A 21,915-nucleotide genomic window follows, 5' to 3' on the forward strand; every position below is an offset into this window, starting at 1 on the left:
GCATCTATGGCTAGAGAAAAAGAACAAGGCAGACGGGTCACTTCAAATCGCGCCCTGAGCTTGCAGCGGGTTAATATACATGCCGTATATCCGTTCCGTTCCATCAGCCCAACAATTCCGGCTGTCGGGTTCGGACTGAGTAACGACGTCTATACGGCCAACTTTGGCGCAACGGCATTTGTGGGAAGTGTGCCGACGGGCTTTAGCTCCGGGTGGCAAGTCTAAATGCCTATGCCGACGATGATCCGGATGCCGCAAAAAAGGCCGCAGGACCCAGCCCAATCCTGCGGCCTGCCGGGCAAAATTGAGTGTTTGCTCAATGATCACTGCCAGCCCCGGCTGACAGCGATCATTCCAAAATCTGGCTGTGACGTTGAGAGGAAACCATGTTCCGGGACGGAACACATGGGAGTGTGCGGCGACGCTACATTGAGGGCACGCTGGTGGGAATATAGATGGCGCTCTGGATTGACGGGAGTGCCAGCCTCACCTGTCCGACTATTAAGGGCATCGGAGAATAGTTTGGAGCAAGGCGCTTACTTCTGGAGCAGCATCATCTTTCACTATTCCATCAAAGCCCGGCCTAAACAGCGCGATCAAAATAAGCGCGCGGTCCTTCTCCTCCACAGACTGACTCTTTGTGAGTGCTAAAACCGTCATGATCATTGTCCGCCGTTCTTCCAAAACGCAATTGTCTGTGGATTTGAAGAGTGCTGCATAGGGAATTGCCTGACCCTCCGTTGGAAGGTGAGACGCGGCTCTTTCGAAGAGAAACCAAAGGAGAATTACTGCCATTACCGAGAAGACGACTAAAGCGGACAGTGCGTAGCAATAGCTTTTCGGTGTTGTGATGCGCGCTGCTGCCAGTATCTCACGGGACCGCGCAGCTGCATCTGGGTCTCATATGCGGCCTTTATTCCCTCAAGATCAGATTCAATTTGTCAAAGGAGGCTTGCTTCACCTGTGCCTCGTGCGCAGCGGCCCGCTGAAGAGCATCCTGTTGCGCCTGCGCTTGCTCGGTTATAGCACTCAAGGTTTGACGGGAGCTGGTTTGAGCCTCCGACAGCACGTTGTGCAAAGCGCCGGAATCCCGCACAAAGCCCGCCGTAATCTGATTTGCCGATGCTTTCAAACGGCCCAGGATCTCCGGATCGACGTTTGCGAGGATCCGGAACCTCGCCATCCATCCAAGAAGAGAACCGACGGCAGGCGAAGTTTAGGTGCACTCTTCGCACAGCCGTTATTCCGAACAATGCTGTGGCAGTAGCCGACCAGCCGCCGAAATTGCGTCTTTGCAACTAGCGCGAGATAGCCTGCGCGTGAATAGTGTAAAAACGGCGGCCTTTGGTGGTAAGAAAGTTCGAATTTCTTACGGTCGATGCGCTCAACACACGCAGGCGTCATGTTTGGATTTTGATGGCAGAATGCACCCGACCACGGTCATTCTAGTCACCTCGGCGATTTCCTGAAAGCTGTCGATCGGCTGAGCGGCGGCCCTTGCCAACTTCCCGATCGTTCCCATACGTGACGGCACGCTGATGGAGTCGATCGCCGGACGTTATGGCGGCGCCTGATACAGGCCCCCCTGTTCCGATCGTGGGGCGCTCGGTGGTTCGCTCATGATCTAAGCCCGGTAGGGAGCCAGGTTTGGAAACGTGGGCGACAAGTAGAACCAATGCACAATTACGATAAGATGTTTCACCTCTTCCGGTTTTCGAGGCCGAATGTCTGAAGTCGATTGGTTAAGCCATCTTCTGCAAATCATCACCGTAACCGGTCAGCTCGAGGTCCGCTGCGCCTACGGTGCTCCGTGGCGCGTTGCCTGGACCCAGGCCGCCGCAAACGAAATTCCCTACCACGTCATCGTCAAGGGCCGCGCCATTATCGAGGATCCGGAGACGCGAACAGCACAAGAACTGGTAAGCGGAGATATCGTGCTGCTGCCTCACGGTGCGGCGCATGTGCTGCACGACGGTAGTGGGCAAACACCTATCCGTACTCAGGAGCACCGGGGTTCTGCCGGATGGGTGCTGAGCGAGAACGACGGCGAGGGCGAGCGACTAGATCTAATGTGTGGGCGATTTTTCATCAAGCCACCCCATGATCGGCTGATCCGCAACTACATGCCCGCGAATCTGGTGACGCGGGCTATGAACGGTCATGGAGAAGACGGAAGCGGCTCCGCCTCCAACCAACTGGCGAGCCTTGTGAGTCTAATGCGAATGGAGTCCTCCGGCGGCAGAGCGGGAGGACGTGCCATTCTCAACGCACTTTCTTCGGCCCTGTTCACCCTTGTATTGCGCGCGGCAAGCGAAGAGGACAGCGCACCCGAAGGCTTGTTGGCTCTGGCCGGCCATCCGCGGCTGGCTCCAGCAATTGCGGCGATGTTCGCCGATCCAACGCGGCCCTGGAAACTGCCTGATCTGGCGGACTTATGCGGCATGTCACGCGCCACGTTCATGCGGCACTTTCAAGACAGGTTAGGGTGTTCCGCCCTTGACCTGTTGACCGATCTCCGGATGAGCCTGGCCGCGAACGAACTTAAGAAGCAGGCGATCAGCACTGAGGCTGTGGCCGAGGCGGTTGGGTATCAATCCGTTTCGGCATTCCGGCGTGTGTTTGCCGAGAGGATGCGGATGACGCCGGGGGAATGGCGCCGACTCGCACACAAGGGCGAGTAGATGCGCGGCCTACGCCTCATCTATGTCAACTTGATCCTTTCGAGCATCATATTGAGCTAATACAGTCTCGAATGTTGCGTTGATTGCCGTAACTTGGGCTTCGTCATCACTTGATGAGGGAGCCACCCAATGAACTGCATCAGCACCGCCGCCGCAGCACCCCAGCCGTCCGGCTTGCCCACGCGGACGACGCCCACGAACGCCGTCATCGAAACCATCCTGAGCCGTAGTGCTGCCAAGTACTACGACCCCAGCGCCACCCTGAGCGACGATCAGATCCGCGACCTGGTGCGGATCGGCACTTCCGCGCCGACATCCTTCCATCTGCAGAACTGGCGCTTCATCGCCGTGCGCACGGCTGAGGCCAAGGCTCGGTTGCGTCCGATCGCCTGGAATCAGCCCGCGATCACCGACGCCGCCGTTACCTTCATCATCATCGGCCAGCTGGCCGATGCCAGTACCGTCCCTGAGCGCCTGGCGCCGGTGGTGGAAGCCGGCATCATGCCGGCGCACTTGGTGTCGGAATGGGAAATCCCCGCTCGCGGTCTGTATGACGATCAGCCCCAGCGGCAGCGCGACGAGGCTGTGCGCTCCGCGACCTTCGGCTCCGCGGCGATCATCTATGCCGCTCGCTCGCTGGGTCTGGGTTCGACGCCGATGATCGGTTTCGACGCAGAGGCCGTGCACCGCGAGTTCGGCCTCGGCGAAGACGAAGTCCCGGTCATGCTGTTGACAGTAGGACCGGAGCGAGTTGGCAACTGGCCGCAGAAGCCGCGCATGCCGGTGGCCGATGTCTTGGACTTCGCATAGTTCTCGAGCAACTCAATCACTTATGGAGACTATGATGCCAAGAACTGCTGCCTTGAAGCCGGAACAGGTGCCGGCCGAGTCGAAACCGACTCTCGATACGTTCACGAAGAACATCGGGTTCACTCCCAACATGATGGCCGCCTTCGCGCAGAGCCCGATAGCGTTCAACGCGTGGGCCACCCTGCTCGGCTCCCTGAGCAAAGCGCTCGACGTGAAGACACGCGACAGCATCGGCCTCGCGGTTTCCGAAGTGAACGGTTGCAACTATTGCCTGACGGTGCACAGCTTCACAGCCGAGCACATGGCCAAGTTGCCGGCAGATGAGATCATTCTCGCCCGGAAGGGCCATGCCAGCGATCCGAAGCGGGACGCCGCCGTGCAGTTCGCGCGTAAAGTCATCGACACCCGCGGCAAGGTCGGCGATGCCGATGTGAAAGCCGTCCGCGATGCCGGCTACACGGATGCGAATGTTATTGAGATCGTCGCGCTAGTCGCCATGTACTCGCTGACGAATTTTTTCAACAACGTATTCGATCCCGTGAAGGACTTTCCCGCCGTGACGCCGGCCGGCTCGATCTGAGCCTTTTCCCGTCGCAACTTCTCGAAGCCATTGGGATCGATCACATGCACATTCTCCATATTGATAGCAGTCCGCGTCGAGAATCGCATAGCCGCGAGCTTTCGGCCGCGATCGTCGAAAAGCTTCTTGAGGTTGCGCCCGAGGCGAGCATTACCCGGCGTGATTTAGGGCTCGAATCCTTGCCCCATACCGTGGCTGACTATGCCGCCGCGTTGGCGTCGCCCGCCACGTTAGCCGCCCCGCCGAAGGGTTCTCTGGATGTTTCCGAAGCGCTTATCCGGGAAGTTGAAGCGGCCGATGTTGTTGTCATCGGAACGCCTATGCACAACTTCACCATTCCCTCGGTTCTCAAAGCGTGGATCGATCAAATCTTGCGCGTCGGTCGCACGATGATGTCGACGCCCACCGGAAAGGTGGGAATGCTCCAGGATCGTCCGGTGTTCATCGGCGTCGCCTCTGGTGGCGTCTTCACTGGAGACCGAGCCAACCAGCCGGACTTCCTCACGCCTTATCTGTCGCTAACACTTAGATCCATTGGGCTGAAGACCCAGCAATTTATCCCCCTAGAGGCCACCGCGTTCCTCGACCGAGAGCAAGCTCCATTGGCGAGGGAGAAAGCGCGCGCCGCTCTCGATCTGACTGTCATGGGAGAGCTTCGAGGCGCGGATGGTTGCCCTGCAGTGCTCTCAGGCACCGGTAGACCGTATCGCGAGGCACACACACACCTTGCTGTGGAGAGCGTCGGACCGAGAGCTCCCTAAGGGCACGCCGCAAGCGCTTGCCACATCCGCATCACCTCCGGCCTCCGCCGGACTATGAACTCGAGGTCTTTCGATGATTTTACCTATAGGAGCGAGAGTAGCAGCCGCCGATGGCGTGACGTTTCCCAAAATCGGCGACAGGATCACCAACAAATCAGCACCGCCCGATGACGGCGCCGTTCGCGAGTGGATCGGACCAGAGGCGTTCGGGTATTTGACCGAGCTGCGGAACTGGATCGTCGAATTCTACCCTGGAGTTTTCGAGCCGGACTGGCTTTACGGTGGCCGAAACCGCGGTTGGTCCTTGCGCTACAAGAAGACCAGGGCGTTCTGCACCTTGGTGCCGGAATACCGACTGTTTTGGGCCGTGGTGGTCATGGGTGGAGCTGAGCGAGAAAAGTTTGAGGAGAGGCGTTATGTCTGGCGTCCGCACTTGGTCAAGCTCTATGACGAAGCCAAAACATACATCGACGGAAAATGGCTGACAGTTGCCATCTCATCGGCGGATGATCTGCACGATGTGACGGAGCTTCTCGTTATGAAGCGCCCGCCACCGTCGCGCGACTAAAGTTCACAAATATGAGTACCCGTGCGCTTTTGTCGTTCTCGTACGTCCACCACGAGCCTCCCTCGGGGTTCGCTGCGCGACTTCTTTTAACGTGGAGCGACCGTCGCGAACCTGGTTAGGGTGCCCCAGAAATGAAGCGGATGACGCATAGCACGGTCCGGACGATGTTCCCGAGTCGTTCCGACCTCGACATCCAGACACAAACGCATCGTCGCCGCGTGCGCTTGAAGTTCACTTCGCTCTTTGACCGGTGGTCGACGCTCGACGCCGCACCAGCCTGCATCTATGGCGTCGGGCGTGTGGAATGGAAACAATAACGACCGGGAATTTCTTATGCTTAGGGTATCGGTATAGCCTTTCTGTGCCTCTAACCGGGGTTGACCCGTCGCGGTTCTACTGAGTGCTAGCCAGCATAGGGCGGCGTGATCGTCGTCTTAGTCGGCTGCAGTCTCCGCGTCGCAAGGACCCGCTCGAGCAACCAAGCGCGTAGGAGTCGCCGATGTCGTTCCGTTTCATCAGTAAGTCTATCCACGCCTACCTAATCGATTATCCAATCGCGATCGTCTTGATCGCAGCGCCGTTCTGGCTGAAGCTCGGTCAGAGCGGGCCCGTCGCAATGTGGCTGTCGGTTGTTGTCGGTGTCGCCGCGCTGCTCTTGGCCGCCCTGACCGACCATCCCACCGGGCTCGTCCGCATCATTCCTTACTGGCTGCACCTTTGGGTCGATCGCGCCGTCGGCGTGGTGTTCATCATCGCCCCGTTCGCCTTCAAATTTTTTGAGCTCGACGCCTGGTATTACTGGATCCTCGCTGCCGCTGTTCTGCTAGCGACGTCAGTCTTTAACGCGCCTGAGCAGCCAATCGCGCGTGTGAGGTTGAACAGTCGCGTAGCCGGCTAAAGGCGGCGCCAGCGTCGAGAGGGCTGCTTGAGGCTGAATTGATGGGCGAGGAGTGTGCCGCGAATGGAGTTCTCGTTCCCGACGATGAACTGAACCACTTTGAGCTCCCGCTTGGTGCCGGCGGACTGACTGATGGCAAGTGAATGGCACCAACGCCACGGGCGTTTCCTCCCCTGACTACCCGGGGCTCAAAGCGAGCTCCGGGCTTTTTCGCGCGAACAGCCCGATCAGAAGGTGAAAAGTGAACGGTCGCTGTGGATCGCTGTACGCCAGCGATTAGGTGCTGAAGCGATAACCCCAATGAACTAAGCGCGACTTTGAAAAGGCAAAAGCCTTCGACGATGTCTTCCCAACGTCGAGCATTTTCGGCCGCGGTTCGTCGAGGGGCTAGTTCGGCCGTGACGGAGCACTCGCGTCAGCCGCCCGCTACGGTGGATTTGTCGTGCGCCACGTAGCCGACCGGATGCCGGACCGAGGTAAGAGAGCGAGTCGCGCGATCCCGGCACTTTGCACTGTGCCAAAGATCAAGAAAACGAGGGGGCGCAAAGGCCGCGCGCCCTAAGGTCAGGTGTCGAAAAAAACGTATCGACTGATGATCCGTTCGTGCTTCACTGTGATCACATCCCGGCCCTTGACGACGTTGCCGTCTTTCCCCGCAAGCGCCCAAGTGTACGTAGACATGTCCCCCGTTGTCTGGATCGGGCCAGTGACCGCGAGGTGCATTCCCGGCATCTGCGCGTGTACCGCTTTAATCGCACATTCAACGCCCGCAAAACCTGAAAACCACACTGCCGGCTCGCCGATGACTACGTCTTCTGCATACGTTGAAGGGATACCCGTGATGCGCTCAGCGGCGTCTCGAGTGTTCCAGATTTTCAGGTGACGATCGACGATCTTTGCAACGGGATTGGACATGTCTTCACTCACGCTTATGTGCAAGACGTGATCGCCCTGCGCTCGCGATCAGCCCATGCTCCCGGCATGAAGCATCTGACGACAACTAAAGCGCCGTTCAGATATTCGCTGTTCGTCCATCATCCATTTCTACTATAGCACTTCATGAGCCTATGCACTTTTGCAACGCATCCAGCCTAAGATGATCGCGATCAGCGGCTCAACTGAACGATCGGTAACCGTTGGCATCTCAAGGGGCACCGATACGATACGAAGGTTTTGGGCGCTCGACCTCTAATGGAGACCACCTCCCCAATGGGTCAAGAGCGTCGTCCTCCGCAATAGACGGCCGCCCGACAACTTCGCTATGCTTGTTAGCGAGCAAGATCGCGCGGCGGCACAACATGTCTCGAAGGGCCAAGAGGCGACGTAACGCGTCCGGGGCAGCGCGGATCGAGTGACGGGCCGGGGGACTCTCTTTGTGCCACCACCAGACCGGAGTGTGCTGGAACAGATTGGTCGTTACCCACGTAACCCAACTCCAACTTTCCAAAACTTTTTCTGTAGGCATCCTGCCCATCCGCAAAATTGGCGATGTCCTGCCCTCTCTAACCTCGGTCCGGCATCCGGTCGGTGATGTGGCGCGCGACAAAACCACCGTAGGAGCGGCATCAGGGTCAAGGACCGCGGTACGTTGGCACGCGCAACCTCGATTAGTCCAAGGGCGAGAACAGGTTTAGAAGTCTCTGCGGACGCGGCTGTAGGGTATTCCTCGCTGTGGCTTCGCGCGGCGCGCGCAATAATAATGATCGTCTATCGACTCCATGGCGAGAGGTGATTTCCCTCGCCTGCCTTGCAAGGTCATGCTCGTCGCGTGGTTTAAGACAAACAGGAGCTATCATGAAGTTTCAAGTCCGCAGCCTCGCGATTGCGCTCGCAATTGGTGTTCCTATCGCAGTGGCCGCCACGGAAAATTCGTCTGCCGCGCCGATCAATGGCACGTCGGTCAAGGCGGCAGCGCCAGCTGTGACCACGGACGTGCGCTATCGGGTCCGTGATCCCTACCCCTCCTACTGGGGCTATAATTCGCACTGGGGCTATCCCGCCTATAGTTCGTATTGGGGCTATCCGACCTATGACTCTTATTATGGAGCAGACGGCTACGGATATTACACGTCAGGTTGCCTGCCCGGACCGCGTGTCGGCGCCTTTGCGACAGCGCCCTGGACCGACACGCCAACATGTCCGCGGTATTGATAAAATCCTCTGCGCTCCCGAAGGCTGGCGCGTGCGCGTCCGCGCCGACCTCCGGACGATCCGTGATCAGATCACCACCCTCGACGACATCGAATGGATTGACGGTGAAATTGGAGCAATCCGACCTATTCCTATCCTGGCTTCTCTTACGGCTGATGGTGCCCACAACTCATGGTAACGCCAAAAGCTTGGGAGCGAGCGGCTTCCTCGAGCCGCTTCTTGCGTAATGGAAGTGGTAATGTTGCAATCAAGGATGCATGCTGAAATGAACAAGCCTGCAGAGCCCCAGCCGGTGACTCCTCGGGATGTCGCATGGGCAATCTAGCAAACTGGCTTTACCTTATTGGATCGCTGTGCTTTGTTCTTGGTACAGTGATCAACATGCTTCCGATTTGAGGAAGACATGCATCTATTTGGACTCGGCGAAGCTGTTGGCTGGGACAAGGCAGCGGTTCTCTGGCTTGAGCCAGCCGCGCCAGTGCGGCGATGATGTGTTGCGGATGTTGGTGACCGGTGGACCGCCCGTGCGAGGTGGCGGCGGCATGCCCCATCGCATCAGCACCATCTCGCTCCCGGCGTCCGTGTTTCGGATGACCGGCGCGGGGTAGTCAGGAAACACGCCGGGCATTGGGGCCAGATTGCCGACATAGCAATCGCCATTAAACGATTATCAGTTCGCCAAACAGCACGAGTGTCATACCTTTCCTTTTCTTACCGTTCCGCCGGCCACCATGTCGACGGCGGATGGCTCGACGAAATCTTCGTCCGCCGAAGCGCAACGAGATGGCTCCTCTTGTACGGATCGCCTTTCATCTCCGAGCAGTCCTGACACCGCATGTACCGCTCCAGCTCGCGAACCGGCGTTGACTTCGGCCGCCTCACGATGTCCAGGGCGACGGCCTGATTGGTGTCGCAACCGAGACATCGGACTTCGAGGTACAGATAACCCTCATTGAGGGCGTCACCTAACGTGGGCGACGGCTGCGCCGGTCCCTTGAAGGCGAGCATGCGCTCATTCCACGCCTCGCGGGCGAGCCGGTCGGCTTGCTTGCGTGCTTCCGTCGCCCGCTCCGCCGCCGCTCGGACCGATGCGCCGTAAATGGTCTCGCGTAATTTGCTCCCCATGGCGAGGAGCATCGCTCGGCCAAGGCAAGCCGCTACAGCTCGCGGTGGATGACGCGCCGGGCACAACGAAAGGCGCCCGTGCTGACGCGCGTCGAGGTCGAGGGCGATGCCTTGCTCGATGCTCGATGTAATGCGCAGGCAGTGACGGCAACGCCTAGTGCGGAAGTTGTCGGCTTTGCCATACACCTTCGTATAGGTCCGTGCCCCCTTTAGGTGGCCGACGTTTACCTACGTTCAATTGAGCCGCCGATCGCGATCGTATTGTATAGGACGTGCGGTAGTGCTCCCGCTATCGCTGCCCTCCTTGGGCGTTTCCTCCCTAGACTTGGGCCGCTTGTGGCAACGCAGGCGGCCTTTCTTTTTGCCCCATCGGTTTCTCGGGTCCTTTGGGGCCCGCCCAAAATGCGGGGTAAGCGAGACCGCGCCCTTTCAGCATATTTGCAGTTTTCGTTTTTCTATTATCGTTTGCTGAATTTATGAGGTCCGAGATGCGGCGCACTGAATTGAGCGAGGCGACAATGCAAGGCTGGGCGCGGCTCGCCGCCGCGCAGCGCGATCGGTTTTTCGAGGCGTTCCTGCATGCCGCGCTGCGGCTGGGCCGGCTTGCTGTACGAGCTGCGCTCCGGCGGCGGTTACAAAGCCCGCCGCTCGCCGCTCCCATCGACCCGGCCAGATTGTTATTCCGGGATGCCGACATCGCCCAGGCCATAAGAGCGGCGGTCGAAGCTACCGCCGTGACATACCCGATTGGGCCAACGACAAGCACACCATCGCGTGCCGCAAGCTCGGCCGTGGCCTCGACCACTTCCACGAGGATTGCGCGAAGCTGATCCTTGCCGCCGACAGCGCCGGACCCGTATATCGAGGAAGCCTATCAGCTCTGGGCGATCGAGCTGCAGAGCGAGTAGCACGGCCTGACCGAAGCCGGTCACGACCGCATCCGGTGCGAGTTGGATAGGTAGCTAATGCATGGCCCGCCACGACATCTGGCATCTAGTGTATGCGTGTAACCAATGCCGCAACGCGCCTCTGGAAGCCACTGATCTGTACGAATGCTTCCCGCCGCTCTGATCCTTCAGGTAGCCGTTGCGCGGCTTCCCATAAGTTCACTAGCAACCGCGCCATATCGATCAATTCATTAAATTCCGGCATTCCAACGGTGCGTTGGCTCAATGTTAGGTCCTCTCGGTAGGAACGGACTAATGTAAGGAAGGATCGCGAATTGATGGCGCGCGGTCAGTAAGGGAAGAGAGTAAAGTGCAACTCGCCTTATCGATGCGATCGCCGCGCGGAACTACCGGCGCAGCAAAAGGTGCTCTTCTCCACGCGGGTCGCTTAGCATCGATCTTTTGCCTCTTGGCATGTGAAAAAGGACGATCAGCCAGCATCTGGGGCATTCCGGATGTCATCAGGCTGTCATGCGCAGGCTGGCGCAGTCCGCATTTTGGCGGCGTCGAGCGATCATTCAACGATTTGGTCAAGCGCCGGGGATCGTCCGTTCGCAACGAGATTTCAGGGACAGCGACTGATAAGCTTTTGTTAGAAAGCTTATCAGTCTGCGAACTGACTCCGCTTCACCGATTACCTTATCAGTTGGTCAACTGACTCCGTTTCGTATGAAAGCTTATCAGTCAGTAGACTGACTCCATTTGCGACCAAACCTTATCAGTGAGCGAACTGGCTCCGTTTTGCTGTCTTCGAGAGTGCCACACAAAAAGTCTTCCAGGGTAAAAAAAGATAACAGGATCAATACGACAGCCGATTTAGGCAATAGTTCAAGCCTGTCTGACACTGGCGGCCAAGTCAAAGCAGTCGATCCGATCGTTTCTGCCGCATCCCGACAAGGCATTGTACTCCCTTCATCCGCTAGTTTCTCGCGAGACCGACGACCCAACCGGGGCGCAGTGCAGCGCGCGTAATTATTGACCAATGAAATGTACCGGCGCTTCCCAGATCCCCAAGCCCTAGCGACTTCCACCAAATTCGATTCGGCGCGATCATGATCGGATGTCTCCACGCATCATTCCTATCCCGCTCTCCGGCGATCTAAGGAAGGCTCAGGCCAAGGGCGTTCGTCATGCTGACGGGCTCCATGACACCTATTTCGAGCAGTCGAAGCTGATCCGCAGTGCAGCGGAAGCCAAGATCCGTGAAGCCGATAAGCTCGAATGCGAGGCGTGGAACGCACTGATGTGGGCGTGGGCTACTGGGGAGATGCGCCCAGTCCTCGACGAACGGCAAGCCAATCCCACGATCGGCAAGGCTATCAACGGCGGATACGATCTGCTTGAGGCGAAGTGCAAACGTTGCCGCCGCCTTTCACTGGTTTCACTTCGTGCCGTTAAACGCCCCGCGCGGACGCCGATCTTGACGCTTGAGGACGCATTGTTCTGCGAACCGTGCAGCGACGGTAAGCATTACACTCATCGCCAGCGAGCGTTTATCGTTGGCCTCACATATGCCAAACCTGATGCCCCTTCATCTGGCGCAGCAAGCGACGGAAAGCGGCGACGATGAAGATCTCCCGATTATCTCCGATCGATACCCGTGTCAGTGACGAAAAATGGTCTGCCTAGGGACGCGAACTCGCGCTCGCGCGCTGGGGCATGCCGTCTTCACAGCAAGCTCTCCTGCAGGCGACTAAAAAACGCGCCGAGAAACTGCGGGCGAAAGGCAAGACGGCCGACTTCAAGGAATTGCTGCGTATGGAGCCTGACGGCGGCACCACCAACATCCGGAACGTGAAGAGTAAACACTGGACGCGCTGGCTGGGACCGGAGCACCGCTGCGTGGTCCCTTTCTACTCGTTTAGCGAGTTCAACAAGGCCGAAGGCGGCGACATCTGGTTCGCGCTCGACAAGACCCGTCCGCTCGCATGCTTCGCCGGCATCTGGATCAACTGGACGTCGGGTCGGAAAGTCAAGGAAGGTGAGACCACCAACGACCTCTACGCATTTCTGACGACGGAGGCGAACGCCGAAGTCTTCGCCATCCATCCGAAGGCGATGCCGGTGATCCTGACGACGCCCGAAGAGGACGAGACCACCGGTACGGCAATTGCCGGATACGTCAACGTCAACACCACCATGCTTGCCGAGAGGCGGCTATGCTGGTTTCCCCACAGGTGTTGTTCACTGAGGGAGTGACACATGCGACCCCGCTCGCTAGATCTCCAACGGTACCGCCAACTAGGGCGGCGGGCGCAGATACAATAGAACCGTCCATATGGATCACCGCACCAGTGCGCGAACATGTTCTCATTCAAGTCGTGTCTTCAGTCTGGGAAGGCTTCGAACGGTTGATGAACTCCATTTCATTCATGTGAGCGGCTTTTCTTCGATCAAGGACAGCGATTGAACCTGGCGGAAAGCCATTGTCTCGTCGCGCTAACAATGCCGTGCAACCGTGCTCCAAACGTCGACTGATCTCTTTTCCTGCCCAGCGGCACGCGCACGAAATCTCGCGGGCCGAGTCGCAGTTCGCGAGCCATCCGCTCAAACATGTCCGCCACCTCAAGGAAGCATACCGTTTCGTACGAGCTTTGACTCATCGCCGCCATAAAGCGATAATGCTTTGCGCGCTCTAGAAATTTCGCTCTCCAGATCTCTTGCCGGCGATGAGCTTTAGTCGGAATCGACGCCGTGCTAGGTACGAGCATTGGTATCTCCGAGGCTTGCGATCGCGAGGCACCGCTGTTCTGCGCGAGTAAGCGCATAGAAAAGAAGCAATCAGTTGAGCAGCGGACCTAGCAAAGGCTGCAGGTGATGCTCAGTTGCAGAAGAGTGGACAAGGGGGCTCGTCGGGAAAATAGCAGCGGGCTTGTGGCCACCTTGGATGCCATATCCAGGATGGAGTGGTCGAGATCGTCACTCGGACCATTGCGCATCCGCCCGTCCCTTCGATCCGTCCGACCATCGTTGCTGCGTCCGCTGTCAGATTCGAGGTCGCCTGTCGCTATCCTTCGCCTTGGCCAAACGCTACTGTTGCAGCCATCGGCATGTTCGACGCGAGCACCGCGCCGACCAACATTGTGGACAATCGCTTCATATTGAGCCGTCGAACTATCAATCACGCGATCAGTTGCGGCGCTAAGTGCGCCGCTTTGGATTCCAAGCCTTGTGCACGAACTCGAGGCGATTTCCATCGAAGTCGGCAACGTTGGCTGCGTAGTAGCCAGGAGCAAAGTAAGTGCGATCTGCCGGCTTTCCCTCGTCGGTCCCACCAGCTTTGATTGCAGCCGCGTAGGCAGCGTCAACCAGCTCATTAGTGTCGCAGACGATCCCGAGATACAGGCCTGTCTCACCGGGCTTGCGTTGACGAAGTCAGATGCTTGATCCGACCGCTTTGACGTACATGTCGTCGACAATGCCATAGAGATCAGGGACGTCCTCGGGGCCCGAAGCTGAGTCGTAATTTCCGAATACGGTCCAACCGCCCATTGCCTGAGAGTAGAACGCCAGCGACCTCTCGATATTGGTGACGGATATGTACACATGGTCGATCATTTGGTCCTCTTCCAATCAATCTGTTGCGTGACTATGAACAAGAGTGGCGCGATAGCCACAGGCGCGCGCCTTGGAGTGTCCTAAAATCGTCGAGAGATCGGCTTGGCACGTCGTGATAGGCGGCCACCACCATCTTGCTCAGAGCACTGCCCGGCCCCAACTCAAGAAAGGCCGTCGCACCTGCTTCCATGCAGCCTCGAAGGCAACTCGCCCACTGCACGGTTTGGGATATCTGGGCGGCCAACTTGTCGAGCCCGACATCGATAAGGACGATCGGCGAGCCATCAATGCCGCTCAAGACACGCGCGCCGGTGGGCGAGCGTTTCACCGCCCCATGGCGCAAGCTCTCCCGAAACATCGCGGAGGCCCTTGTCAGCCGTTTCGTGTGAGATGCAACCTCGACAGGCAAGTCGATCACCCTCGCTGCGCTCTTCACTACCGCTTGCCTTGCGATAGCTTGCAGCGCCTTACGGTCGCCGCCCAGGACAACGGCGTCACCCGGATTGACGATCGCGACTGCCGCTTCGTATCGCTCGCATAGTCGATCGACGACGTATCTAGAGAGTCCACGAATAAACAACAGACCGTCACCGGGCATTGTGACGGCGTCCATGCACTCTGCCCGGCGTGCCGCGAGTTCGAGCGCTTCCGTCATGCCGAACATGCCGGCGACTCCCCAAGCCGCCACCTCACCTACGCTATAGCCGGCTACAATGAAGCGATCCGGAGTTGCTTCCCTCAGCGCCGCTGCGGCCGCGAGCGCCTGAATCGTACAAAGAATTTGACCGGCATGATTGCGATGGATCGTCTCTCTCCCTTCGGAACGGACAAAGCGGCGGGGATCGACACCACCAAAGAATTTCGTTGCGAATGCGAACAGATCGGCGGCTTGCGGCGCCCCGCCTGTCAAGGCGAACATGTCCGGGTTCTGCCATCCCTGTCCTGAGCAAAGGATCGCAAGCGTCATATGCGGATCCTAACTCGGGAATAACACGGCAATGGCGATTGCGAGTGTCGCGACGCTAAACACCGTACTGGCGGTAACCATCGATCCGACGGTCGAGGAGTCCAACCGATAATTGACGGCAAAGAGGATGCCGAAGAAGCCCGATGGTGCGGCGGCGAACAAGATCGTTGTCTTCGCCACCTCCGGAGGGACCGGCACGACGTAGACGAGGGCTGCGGCGAGGAGCGGCCGAAAGATATCCGAAGCCGCAGTTGCGCGGACGACCCTCCAATCCAGCCGGAAAGATTGCGCCGACAGGACCAGTCCGGTCAGGAACAGGGCTACGCCGCCGGCCGCATTCCCTATCAACGAGAGACACGCATGGGCGAGCCCATCAAGTTGCAGATCCGCCAATGAAAGCACGATACCGAGTGCAGGTGCCAAGACCACTGGCTTGGTGACCGCGCGTCGAACAGCAGTGAGGATTTGGGTCAATGGTCGCACGCTCGTGCCATCGGCCTTGGCGGAGCTCAACTCCACGATAATCAGGGTGAGCGGACTGATGAGAATGGAGCCGCAAGCCAGTGCGACTGCAGCCGGGACCGTTCCGCTGGGCCCTAGCACGGAAGACGCAATCGGCAGGCCGACGCCGGCGATGTTCGGAAAGCCGATCGTCAGCGCCTGCAGCGACGCATCCGACCTGGATGCGCTGGAATACGAACGCGCGGCCAGGTACGACGCAAAATAGACCAGCAGCATCGTCAAGCCGAATACCAAAAATAGCGGAGCCTGCCCGACCATCGCTTGGCGCGAAGCCGACCCGGTCGCAGCGAATAATGAGGCCGGCACGGCGAAATCCATGACGAGCGCATTCAAGCCATCGACATGATGATTCTCGACGATACGGTATTTTCCGGCGGCATATCCGAGCAGCAAGACGAAGAAGACCGGAGCCAATGCCATCAGGATCGGATTGGACATCATGGATCTGCCCTTTCATGGGCTTCGACAAACAGTGTCATGGCGAGGAGGTCGGCCGATCCGCCTGGGCTGAGACGGCGGGCGATAAATTTCTCGTGCACGGATTGTGCGCGCCTTCGCCAATTCGGCTTGCCAACGCCGCCCTTTTCGAGAAATCCCCTTGTCTCCCGCTGAGCAAAGCGCAGGCCATCGAGACCGCCTCGATGCAGAAGATTGGTGTCTTCGACGGAAGCAATGAGGGCAAAGCACGTCTCGACCCGCGCGGCCTCCTCGTCCGCGGGTGCAACGAGCACGCCCTTCCGCAACGCTGGTAAGCCGATCTGATACACGCTGGGAAATCCCTTCGCTGCCTCGACGCGAGCGCCGCCCGCGGCGAATCGGCGGCGAGCCGCGGTGCCGTGGCTGTGCAGCAGCACAGGCCCGTCGAGTATGCTGTGGCCCCAAAGGCGCGAAACGATCGAGCCCAATGACAGGCCGAAATCGGCCCCTCCACCGGCTCTGGCTCCAGCAGCGGCGCACAGCAGGCCAAGACCGAAAATGGCGCCCCGATGCGTGTTGATCCCCGAGGTTGCCGCCAACATTGCCGCTTCGGCCTCCAGACCGATGGTTCGCAGCCGCCCCATTCCGCAGCCAAGGGCGGCCGCCTCGGCGAGAAGCTGGAAATAGGGCCTTAGGGCTGCGACGCTTCTGCGAAACGTCTCGGCGTCCATATCGTCGTGACTGCCACGGTCGACATGGCTCACGAGACCCGGCTTCGGCCAAGTCTCCAATTCCTGGAGAAGACAATCGGCGGCGCTGCCCGCAATCGAGCTCGCACTCTTGGTTGCTCGCGTCTCTCGCGCATGCGCCTTCACCAGACCTTGAGCCAAAGCGGCGGTCATGGCATCGTCTTTCCGGTGACGAAGAGGTCTCTGCTGAGCAGCCCCAAGCCGTCGGCACTCTTGACGAGGACCTCTCTGGCGCCGCTGCGAAGCTCGCGCCAGTTCACCGCAGCACCGTCTTCACGCATCAACTCGCCGTCGAGTCGCATCGGCGCCGTGGCCTCGATCTCGGTAAGACCTGCGGTGAGGCTATCAAGGTCCGTGTCGCAATGGACGTCCAGCAGCATGTCGAGGTCGGAGCGGTCGGAGAGATAACCCAGCCCGGTCACGGTTTGCCACGCCAGGCTTCCGAACACTCTTGCGACCACCGAGTAGCGGACAGCCAGCTTGTCCAGCCGATCGAGCGTCGGCCACCACGCGCATGGCGCCGATTTGCTTGCCGAGTTCAACAAAGGTGGGCGAGTGATCGTACCAATGTCGTGGGATTGCAGAAGGAACGAGAGCCGCCTTTTGCCCGCCGAAGGAGGCAATGGCAGCCCCAGTGGCACACCGGCAAGCTCATCCGGCATCGCGCGCCGTCGGATCGTAGGCCATCCCTCCTCGGGCCAACGCGTGGCGAGCGGATCCATGGCTAGATCTTCACGAATGGCGAACAACGCTCGCCAGCCGGTGCGGGTAACAAAGACCAGGTCGTGGCGACCCGTCTGCTTACTGGGTTTGAAGGGCGATTTCACGAACCAGCTCCGCGATGTCGGCTGCTTTCGATCGGCCGCCGCGCTCGCGACCCAGCGTATCTCGCCGGTCGAGCGCGTCCGGCATAGCCTCGAGCAACGCTTCGAGTTGATCGGCAAGAGGAGCAGCATCGCTCCAGGTGACATGAACAGCGCCCATCTGCGCCAAATTCGATAAGCCGGGCGCAAACACAGGCGTTGATTTCGCCTTCTCCTGTAGCGCCTCAATCGACAGCTTCGTGACTTTCGCCATCGACGGTAGATCCATCACTGCAGGGTCAGCTCCCGGCAATCCCACCAGCACCCGTGTTGCCAGGCCGGTCGCAAGAAGCGCGCCCGCGGCCGAGTGACCGTAAAGGAGGCCGATGGTCGGCCGACCATGGATATCCGCGTAGATCAGCGACTTGGCGAGATGCGCGAGGTACTCATTGAGACCCAGCATTTCGTCCCGCTTGCTCATGCGTTGGCTGTCGCTGTCGACGAGCACGAGGATCGGGCCACTTCCGTTCGGAATGGAATCCAATACATGTCCTGAAAGCCGGATTGCCTCGTCGACGCCGACCGCGGTCCGGTCCGCGACGCCGATGATTAGCATTTTGACGCCTGAACGCGACGTCGCCGACCCGGAAATGAGGCCATTGTCGTTCGTGACGTCGTGGCCCTCGGGAAACAGCGAGGTGAGGATGTCATCGAGCGTCACGGCTAGTCCTCCCGACTGTGTTGGCGAGGGAGATGAACTGATCGGCGGCCAAGTCGGGCACCTCTTCGGCCTGCGCTATGCCTTCGGCGGCCCAAATATCGACGGCGTCCGCGCAAGTGCCGAAACTTCGTAACCGGTCCGCGAGACGCGCCTGCTCGGCATTCAGCTTGTCGGGGCCAAACGCTCCGACCAACCGGAGCAGCTCCAGCGCTGCGTCGCGAAAACTCTGGACAGTATCGTCGGTGAAGACGTCCGCAGCCCCCAGAAGCCGCCGGTGCTTGCCGCCCATGGTGCGCCAGACCAGGGCGCGATCTCGGGAGTCAAACTCCTCGACACCACGATTGGTCTCGATGACCTCCGGGCCGGACACCGCAATCCGGCCCGGCTCCGACACGGCCAGCGCCGAGCAGCAGCCGGAGATCAACCCACCACCGCCATAACATCCGGACCGGCCGCCGATCAGGCCGATGACCTTTACACCGGCCATGCGAGCTTCCATCATCGCGCGCATGATCTCAGCGATCGCGAGTTCGCCGGCATTGGCTTCCTGCAACCGTACGCCGCCGGTGTCGAACAGGATCAGCACCGGAACGGACTTGATCTCCCGCGCGGCACGCAGCAGGCCAGTTAGTTTGGCGCCATGCACCTCTCCGAAAGCTCCCCCCATGAAGCGGCCTTCCTGGGCAGCGATGAACACCGGCGAACCGCCGAGGCGGCCACGTCCGACGACGATTCCGTCGTCGAACTGCTCGGGAAGATCGAAAACCTTCAGGTGCGGACTAGCTTCACGTTTTTCCGGTCCGATGAACTCGACAGAGCTTCCTGGGTCGAGCAGCAACTCGACGCGCGTTCGTGCCGTTGCCTCATTGAAGCTGGCCGTGCGAGCTCGACGTCCGTGTAGCCAGCCACACCGCGGATCGCCTGCTCGCGTTCCCCGGCGCTGCGACAGAGCAGCAGGTTCGCAACTCCCTCTTCGGTGACGATGTGTGTGACGTCATCGCCGTAGATCATGATGGGCGCCAGTTCGAGGCTCAGTTTCTCCGCGAGCTCAAGAGCATCGAGCTTCTCGACGAACAGCGGCACGTTCTTGTCGCCAAAGGTTTCGCCGATCTGCACGACCAGCTTGCGGCCACGGCGCAGTGAAGCGGGACTATCGGGGTCCGCTTCCGCACCGGCCTTCAGCCAAGGCGTGCTCGGATGGCGCCGCCCGCGGGCATCAGAGCCCATGTTCGGCGCGCCGCCAAAACCGGCGATGCGAGAGGTGGTGATGGTTGACGAGTTTCCCTGCAGATCGATCTGCAGTGTCGAGCCGATGAACATGTCGCAGGCGTAGAGGCCCGCCGTCTGGCAGAACGCGCGGTTGGAACGCAGTGCGCCGTCAGGCCCCGTGAAGAAGATGTCCGATCTGGCACGAATGTAATCATCCATGCCGACCTCGGAACCGAACGAATGAATCTGCTTGACCCAGCCGGACTCGATCGCCGGGATCAGTGCAGGATGAGGATTCAAGGCGAAGTGGCTCGCGATCTTGCCTTTCAGGCCAAGCTTCTCACCAAAGGTCGGCAGCAGCAGTTCGATCGCCGCTGTGCTAAACCCGATCCCATGATTGAGCCGCTGCACACCGTAGGGCGCGTAAATGCCCTTGATCGCGAGCATAGCGGTCAGGATCTGTCCTTCGGTGATCGCCGCTGGATCACGCGTGAACAGCGGTTCGACGAAGAATGGCTTGTCGGCCTTGACGATGAAGTGCACACGATCGGCTGGTATGTCGACCCGCGGCAATTGATCGACGATCTCGTTGACCTGCGCGATCACGATACCGTCTTTGAACACTGTCGCCTCAACAACGGTCGGCGTGTCCTCGGTGTTGGGCCCGGTGTAGAGATTACCTTCGCGATCAGAGCTTACGGCAGCGATCAGCGCGACATTTGGGGTAAGGTCGATGAAGTACCGAGCGAACAGTTCGAGATAAGTGTGAATGGCTCCCAGCTCGATCTTGCCGCTGAAAAGCATATGCGCGATGCGCGCCGACTGTGGACCGGAATATGCGTAGTCAAGCTTCCTCGCCACGCCGCGGTCGAACAAGTCCAGATGTTCCGGCAGTACGACGCCGGATTGCACCATGTGCAGATTGTTCACCTTTGCAGGATCGACCGCCAGAAGCGCGCTACCGAGGAGGTCCGCTTGCTTCTGATTGTCGCCTTCCATGCAAATCCGGTCACCGGGCCGAATGACGGCTTCCATCAACCGCGTAACGTCGCGCGCTTCCACGACCTTCCCGCGCACCAGCCCAGAGGCGGCCGCAAGACGGGCATCACGCGCCTCGCGGCGATGCTGCCACTTTGTTACTGTCCGGCGGTCGATCGCAAGCATGTCTGCTCTCCGTTATGACTTTCGCGGGGGCTTATTAATTTTTCAGCCGTGTCCTGCCGCCTCGAGGATTAACTTTGTGATCGTGTCGGGCTCCGAAATCAGTGAAAGGTGGCTTGCCTTCACTTCGATGGTCTTCGCGCCCATGCGCTTGGCCATGAAGCGTTCGAGATCCGGGTTGATCGTCCGGTCTTCCGTCGAGACGGCATAGAAACTCGGCTTCGATCGCCAGGCCGCATGCGTCGTCTTGCCTGCGAGCAGCGCCTTGTGGAACGGCTCCTGGACCGCATAGAGGACCTTCGCCTTCGCCTCCGGAAGATCGCCCGCGAAATCGCGCAAGAATGCCTCCTCGGACAACCGTCCCACATCGCCGTCGAACACGATGCCGGCGCTGGCCGGTGGCGCCGAATAGGTCTTGGCCAGTGCTGTGTAATCTTCGCCCGCATCCGGCGCTCGCGCCGCCACGTAGACGAGAGCCGACACGTTCGGATGCATGCCGGCCTCAGTTACGATCATTCCTGAGAAGGAGTGGCCAACCAGAACCGTCGGGCCGTCCTGCCGTGCCAGCACACGCTCGGCCGAAGCGACTGCTTCAGGCAGCGTCGTCAGCGGGTTCTGCACAGAGGTCGCGTTCAGGCCCGCAGCCTGCAGCCGCGCGATCACTTCGGTCCAGCACGAGCCGTCGGCGAACAGCCCGTGCACCAGCACGATGTTGCGCGCCTTCTGCGGAGAGATGCTCGCAGCCATGCTTTGGGGCGTTGTCATCGATGCCGCGGCGGCCGCGAGCAAGGCTGTCGAAAATGTCCGTCTGTTGATCATGGGTCTCTCCTTTGATCTGTGGGTGGTAACAAAAGCGACTTATTGGCTCGATGGTGGCGCGGATTTGGAAGCGTCGCGAAACAGCACATCGACATCGGGTGAGAACTCCGCCATGGACGCCGTCAGCTCTTCCGCCAGGGCCCCACGAGCGCATTCCGGTCCTGACATGCTAGATTTGCTGTCGCGACCGCAATTCGGATTATCGATCACAAAAGCGAATGGGACGACGAAGAGCTCACGACCGAGGTCATCGTTTACGTGCAAAAGCCAACTGCGCCACTGTTCGAGGCTGCGTGCTGCTGTAAGAGATCGCGCGATGCAGGCCGCCCGATCGCGCGCCTCAGTGAGGTTGTTTACCGCAGCGCCACAGCGATCGATCAAGACCTCTTTTGCATTGGAGCAGTGGAAATAGACCCGCGTCATGTTAGGTCTCCTTCAGACAGAGCGGTTGGCAACGAAGACGTCAGC

Annotated in this window: 24 protein-coding genes and 2 pseudogenes; 10 read left to right on the plus strand and 16 right to left on the minus strand. The window is 59.4% G+C overall.

Annotated features, from left to right (window positions below):
- Positions 1 to 225: hypothetical protein (locus SO140_RS09685; protein WP_498542540.1), on the plus strand; the 225-nt coding region annotated here is incomplete at its 5' end.
- 276 nt (positions 226 to 501) lie between these two features.
- Here the strand turns inward: SO140_RS09685 and SO140_RS09690 are convergent.
- The 3 genes from SO140_RS09690 to SO140_RS09700 are packed head-to-tail and all read right to left on the minus strand — an operon-like array spanning position 502 to position 1,183.
- The gene (locus SO140_RS09690) at positions 502 to 795 is read right to left on the minus strand and encodes a DUF6161 domain-containing protein (protein ID WP_498542541.1); all 294 of its coding nucleotides are present in this window, start codon (positions 793 to 795) and stop codon (positions 502 to 504) included.
- Between the two features lie 14 nt (positions 796 to 809).
- Positions 810 to 893 (minus strand): hypothetical protein, encoded by an 84-nt coding sequence (locus SO140_RS09695; protein ID WP_498542602.1) that lies wholly within the window; start codon positions 891 to 893, stop codon positions 810 to 812.
- A 20-nt stretch (positions 894 to 913) separates the two neighbouring features.
- The gene (locus tag SO140_RS09700) at positions 914 to 1,183 is read right to left on the minus strand and encodes a hypothetical protein (protein ID WP_498542542.1); all 270 of its coding nucleotides are present in this window, start codon (positions 1,181 to 1,183) and stop codon (positions 914 to 916) included.
- Between the two features lie 541 nt (positions 1,184 to 1,724).
- On the opposite strand from SO140_RS09700, the gene SO140_RS09705 reads away from it, so the two are divergent.
- The 6 genes from SO140_RS09705 to SO140_RS09730 all read left to right on the plus strand — a co-directional run bounded on the left by SO140_RS09705 (position 1,725) and on the right by SO140_RS09730 (position 6,298).
- A complete protein-coding gene (locus tag SO140_RS09705; protein ID WP_498542543.1) occupies positions 1,725 to 2,681 on the plus strand; it encodes a cupin domain-containing protein in 957 nt (318 codons plus the stop codon).
- 129 nt (positions 2,682 to 2,810) lie between these two features.
- Positions 2,811 to 3,491, plus strand: coding sequence for a nitroreductase family protein (locus tag SO140_RS09710; RefSeq protein ID WP_498542544.1), 681 nt, complete (start codon positions 2,811 to 2,813; stop codon positions 3,489 to 3,491).
- A gap of 34 nt (positions 3,492 to 3,525) precedes the next feature.
- Positions 3,526 to 4,071 (plus strand): carboxymuconolactone decarboxylase family protein, encoded by a 546-nt coding sequence (locus SO140_RS09715; protein ID WP_498542545.1) that lies wholly within the window; start codon positions 3,526 to 3,528, stop codon positions 4,069 to 4,071.
- 44 nt (positions 4,072 to 4,115) lie between these two features.
- Positions 4,116 to 4,832, plus strand: coding sequence for an FMN-dependent NADH-azoreductase (locus SO140_RS09720; protein WP_498542546.1), 717 nt, complete (start codon positions 4,116 to 4,118; stop codon positions 4,830 to 4,832).
- Positions 4,833 to 4,905: 73 nt separating this feature from the next.
- Positions 4,906 to 5,400, plus strand: a complete 495-nt coding sequence (locus SO140_RS09725) for a DUF3788 domain-containing protein (protein WP_498542547.1) — start codon at positions 4,906 to 4,908, stop codon at positions 5,398 to 5,400.
- A 499-nt stretch (positions 5,401 to 5,899) separates the two neighbouring features.
- The gene (locus SO140_RS09730; RefSeq protein ID WP_498542548.1) at positions 5,900 to 6,298 is read left to right on the plus strand and encodes an SPW repeat domain-containing protein; all 399 of its coding nucleotides are present in this window, start codon (positions 5,900 to 5,902) and stop codon (positions 6,296 to 6,298) included.
- Positions 6,299 to 6,862: 564 nt separating this feature from the next.
- Here the strand turns inward: SO140_RS09730 and SO140_RS09735 are convergent.
- On the minus strand, positions 6,863 to 7,213 hold the full coding sequence (locus tag SO140_RS09735; protein ID WP_498542549.1) for a nuclear transport factor 2-like protein: 351 nt from the start codon (positions 7,211 to 7,213) through the stop codon (positions 6,863 to 6,865).
- 879 nt (positions 7,214 to 8,092) lie between these two features.
- Here SO140_RS09735 and SO140_RS09740 point away from each other — a divergent pair.
- The gene (locus SO140_RS09740) at positions 8,093 to 8,449 is read left to right on the plus strand and encodes a hypothetical protein (protein WP_498542550.1); all 357 of its coding nucleotides are present in this window, start codon (positions 8,093 to 8,095) and stop codon (positions 8,447 to 8,449) included.
- Positions 8,450 to 8,867: 418 nt separating this feature from the next.
- Here SO140_RS09740 and SO140_RS09745 read toward each other — a convergent pair.
- Positions 8,868 to 9,077: pseudogene (locus tag SO140_RS09745) on the minus strand (SOS response-associated peptidase); the annotation flags it as partial.
- 83 nt (positions 9,078 to 9,160) lie between these two features.
- On the minus strand, positions 9,161 to 9,574 hold the full coding sequence (locus SO140_RS09750) for a hypothetical protein (RefSeq protein WP_498542551.1): 414 nt from the start codon (positions 9,572 to 9,574) through the stop codon (positions 9,161 to 9,163).
- Positions 9,575 to 11,581: 2,007 nt separating this feature from the next.
- Between SO140_RS09750 and SO140_RS09755 the strand changes: the two genes are divergently transcribed.
- Positions 11,582 to 12,091, plus strand: a complete 510-nt coding sequence (locus SO140_RS09755; RefSeq protein ID WP_498542552.1) for a hypothetical protein — start codon at positions 11,582 to 11,584, stop codon at positions 12,089 to 12,091.
- Positions 12,092 to 12,150: 59 nt separating this feature from the next.
- Positions 12,151 to 12,720 (plus strand): annotated as a pseudogene (locus tag SO140_RS09760) (SOS response-associated peptidase family protein); the annotation flags it as partial.
- A gap of 1,176 nt (positions 12,721 to 13,896) precedes the next feature.
- On the opposite strand, the gene SO140_RS09765 reads toward SO140_RS09760, so the two are convergent.
- The 10 genes from SO140_RS09765 to SO140_RS09810 are packed head-to-tail and all read right to left on the minus strand — an operon-like array spanning position 13,897 to position 21,870.
- On the minus strand, positions 13,897 to 14,079 hold the full coding sequence (locus SO140_RS09765) for a VOC family protein (RefSeq protein ID WP_498542553.1): 183 nt from the start codon (positions 14,077 to 14,079) through the stop codon (positions 13,897 to 13,899).
- A 31-nt stretch (positions 14,080 to 14,110) separates the two neighbouring features.
- Positions 14,111 to 15,046, minus strand: a complete 936-nt coding sequence (locus tag SO140_RS09770) for an acyltransferase domain-containing protein (protein ID WP_498542554.1) — start codon at positions 15,044 to 15,046, stop codon at positions 14,111 to 14,113.
- Positions 15,047 to 15,055: 9 nt separating this feature from the next.
- Complete coding sequence (locus tag SO140_RS09775) at positions 15,056 to 16,006, minus strand: AEC family transporter (protein ID WP_498542555.1); 951 nt, start codon at positions 16,004 to 16,006, stop codon at positions 15,056 to 15,058.
- Complete coding sequence (gene mdcB / locus SO140_RS09780; RefSeq protein WP_498542556.1) at positions 16,006 to 16,887, minus strand: triphosphoribosyl-dephospho-CoA synthase MdcB; 882 nt, start codon at positions 16,885 to 16,887, stop codon at positions 16,006 to 16,008. Before mdcB ends, SO140_RS09775 begins: the two co-directional genes overlap by 1 nt.
- Positions 16,884 to 17,561 (minus strand): malonate decarboxylase holo-[acyl-carrier-protein] synthase, encoded by a 678-nt coding sequence (mdcG, locus tag SO140_RS09785; protein WP_498542557.1) that lies wholly within the window; start codon positions 17,559 to 17,561, stop codon positions 16,884 to 16,886. Before mdcG ends, mdcB begins: the two co-directional genes overlap by 4 nt.
- Complete coding sequence (gene mdcE, locus SO140_RS09790; protein ID WP_498542558.1) at positions 17,536 to 18,258, minus strand: biotin-independent malonate decarboxylase subunit gamma; 723 nt, start codon at positions 18,256 to 18,258, stop codon at positions 17,536 to 17,538. Before mdcE ends, mdcG begins: the two co-directional genes overlap by 26 nt.
- Positions 18,245 to 19,096 (minus strand): biotin-independent malonate decarboxylase subunit beta, encoded by an 852-nt coding sequence (locus SO140_RS09795; RefSeq protein WP_498542559.1) that lies wholly within the window; start codon positions 19,094 to 19,096, stop codon positions 18,245 to 18,247. Before SO140_RS09795 ends, mdcE begins: the two co-directional genes overlap by 14 nt.
- Complete coding sequence (gene mdcA / locus SO140_RS09800; protein ID WP_498542560.1) at positions 19,027 to 20,631, minus strand: malonate decarboxylase subunit alpha; 1,605 nt, start codon at positions 20,629 to 20,631, stop codon at positions 19,027 to 19,029. The genes SO140_RS09795 and mdcA overlap by 70 nt, the downstream gene beginning before the upstream one ends.
- Positions 20,632 to 20,673: 42 nt before the next feature.
- On the minus strand, positions 20,674 to 21,447 hold the full coding sequence (locus SO140_RS09805) for an alpha/beta fold hydrolase (RefSeq protein WP_498542561.1): 774 nt from the start codon (positions 21,445 to 21,447) through the stop codon (positions 20,674 to 20,676).
- A 39-nt stretch (positions 21,448 to 21,486) separates the two neighbouring features.
- On the minus strand, positions 21,487 to 21,870 hold the full coding sequence (locus SO140_RS09810) for a DUF6894 family protein (protein ID WP_498542562.1): 384 nt from the start codon (positions 21,868 to 21,870) through the stop codon (positions 21,487 to 21,489).
- Positions 21,871 to 21,915: the final 45 nt, after the last annotated feature.

It is taken from the genome of Bradyrhizobium sp. UFLA05-108 (genome assembly GCF_059803455.1).

Bases quoted from the DNA above. Each gene is read 5' to 3' on its own strand.
- SO140_RS09690 (WP_498542541.1), bottom strand. From the start codon at position 795: ATGGCAGTAATTCTCCTTTGGTTTCTCTTCGAAAGAGCCGCGTCTCAC.
- SO140_RS09695 (WP_498542602.1), bottom strand. From the start codon at position 893: ATGCAGCTGCGCGGTCCCGTGAGATACTGGCAGCAGCGCGCATCACAA.
- SO140_RS09700 (WP_498542542.1), bottom strand. From the start codon at position 1,183: ATGGCGAGGTTCCGGATCCTCGCAAACGTCGATCCGGAGATCCTGGGC.
- SO140_RS09705 (WP_498542543.1), top strand. From the start codon at position 1,725: ATGTCTGAAGTCGATTGGTTAAGCCATCTTCTGCAAATCATCACCGTA.
- SO140_RS09710 (WP_498542544.1), top strand. From the start codon at position 2,811: ATGAACTGCATCAGCACCGCCGCCGCAGCACCCCAGCCGTCCGGCTTG.
- SO140_RS09715 (WP_498542545.1), top strand. From the start codon at position 3,526: ATGCCAAGAACTGCTGCCTTGAAGCCGGAACAGGTGCCGGCCGAGTCG.
- SO140_RS09720 (WP_498542546.1), top strand. From the start codon at position 4,116: ATGCACATTCTCCATATTGATAGCAGTCCGCGTCGAGAATCGCATAGC.
- SO140_RS09725 (WP_498542547.1), top strand. From the start codon at position 4,906: ATGATTTTACCTATAGGAGCGAGAGTAGCAGCCGCCGATGGCGTGACG.
- SO140_RS09730 (WP_498542548.1), top strand. From the start codon at position 5,900: ATGTCGTTCCGTTTCATCAGTAAGTCTATCCACGCCTACCTAATCGAT.
- SO140_RS09735 (WP_498542549.1), bottom strand. From the start codon at position 7,213: ATGTCCAATCCCGTTGCAAAGATCGTCGATCGTCACCTGAAAATCTGG.
- SO140_RS09740 (WP_498542550.1), top strand. From the start codon at position 8,093: ATGAAGTTTCAAGTCCGCAGCCTCGCGATTGCGCTCGCAATTGGTGTT.
- SO140_RS09750 (WP_498542551.1), bottom strand. From the start codon at position 9,574: ATGGGGAGCAAATTACGCGAGACCATTTACGGCGCATCGGTCCGAGCG.
- SO140_RS09755 (WP_498542552.1), top strand. From the start codon at position 11,582: ATGTCTCCACGCATCATTCCTATCCCGCTCTCCGGCGATCTAAGGAAG.
- SO140_RS09765 (WP_498542553.1), bottom strand. From the start codon at position 14,079: ATGATCGACCATGTGTACATATCCGTCACCAATATCGAGAGGTCGCTG.
- SO140_RS09770 (WP_498542554.1), bottom strand. From the start codon at position 15,046: ATGACGCTTGCGATCCTTTGCTCAGGACAGGGATGGCAGAACCCGGAC.
- SO140_RS09775 (WP_498542555.1), bottom strand. From the start codon at position 16,006: ATGTCCAATCCGATCCTGATGGCATTGGCTCCGGTCTTCTTCGTCTTG.
- mdcB (WP_498542556.1), bottom strand. From the start codon at position 16,887: ATGACCGCCGCTTTGGCTCAAGGTCTGGTGAAGGCGCATGCGCGAGAG.
- mdcA (WP_498542560.1), bottom strand. From the start codon at position 20,631: ATGCTTGCGATCGACCGCCGGACAGTAACAAAGTGGCAGCATCGCCGC.
- SO140_RS09805 (WP_498542561.1), bottom strand. From the start codon at position 21,447: ATGATCAACAGACGGACATTTTCGACAGCCTTGCTCGCGGCCGCCGCG.
- SO140_RS09810 (WP_498542562.1), bottom strand. From the start codon at position 21,870: ATGACGCGGGTCTATTTCCACTGCTCCAATGCAAAAGAGGTCTTGATC.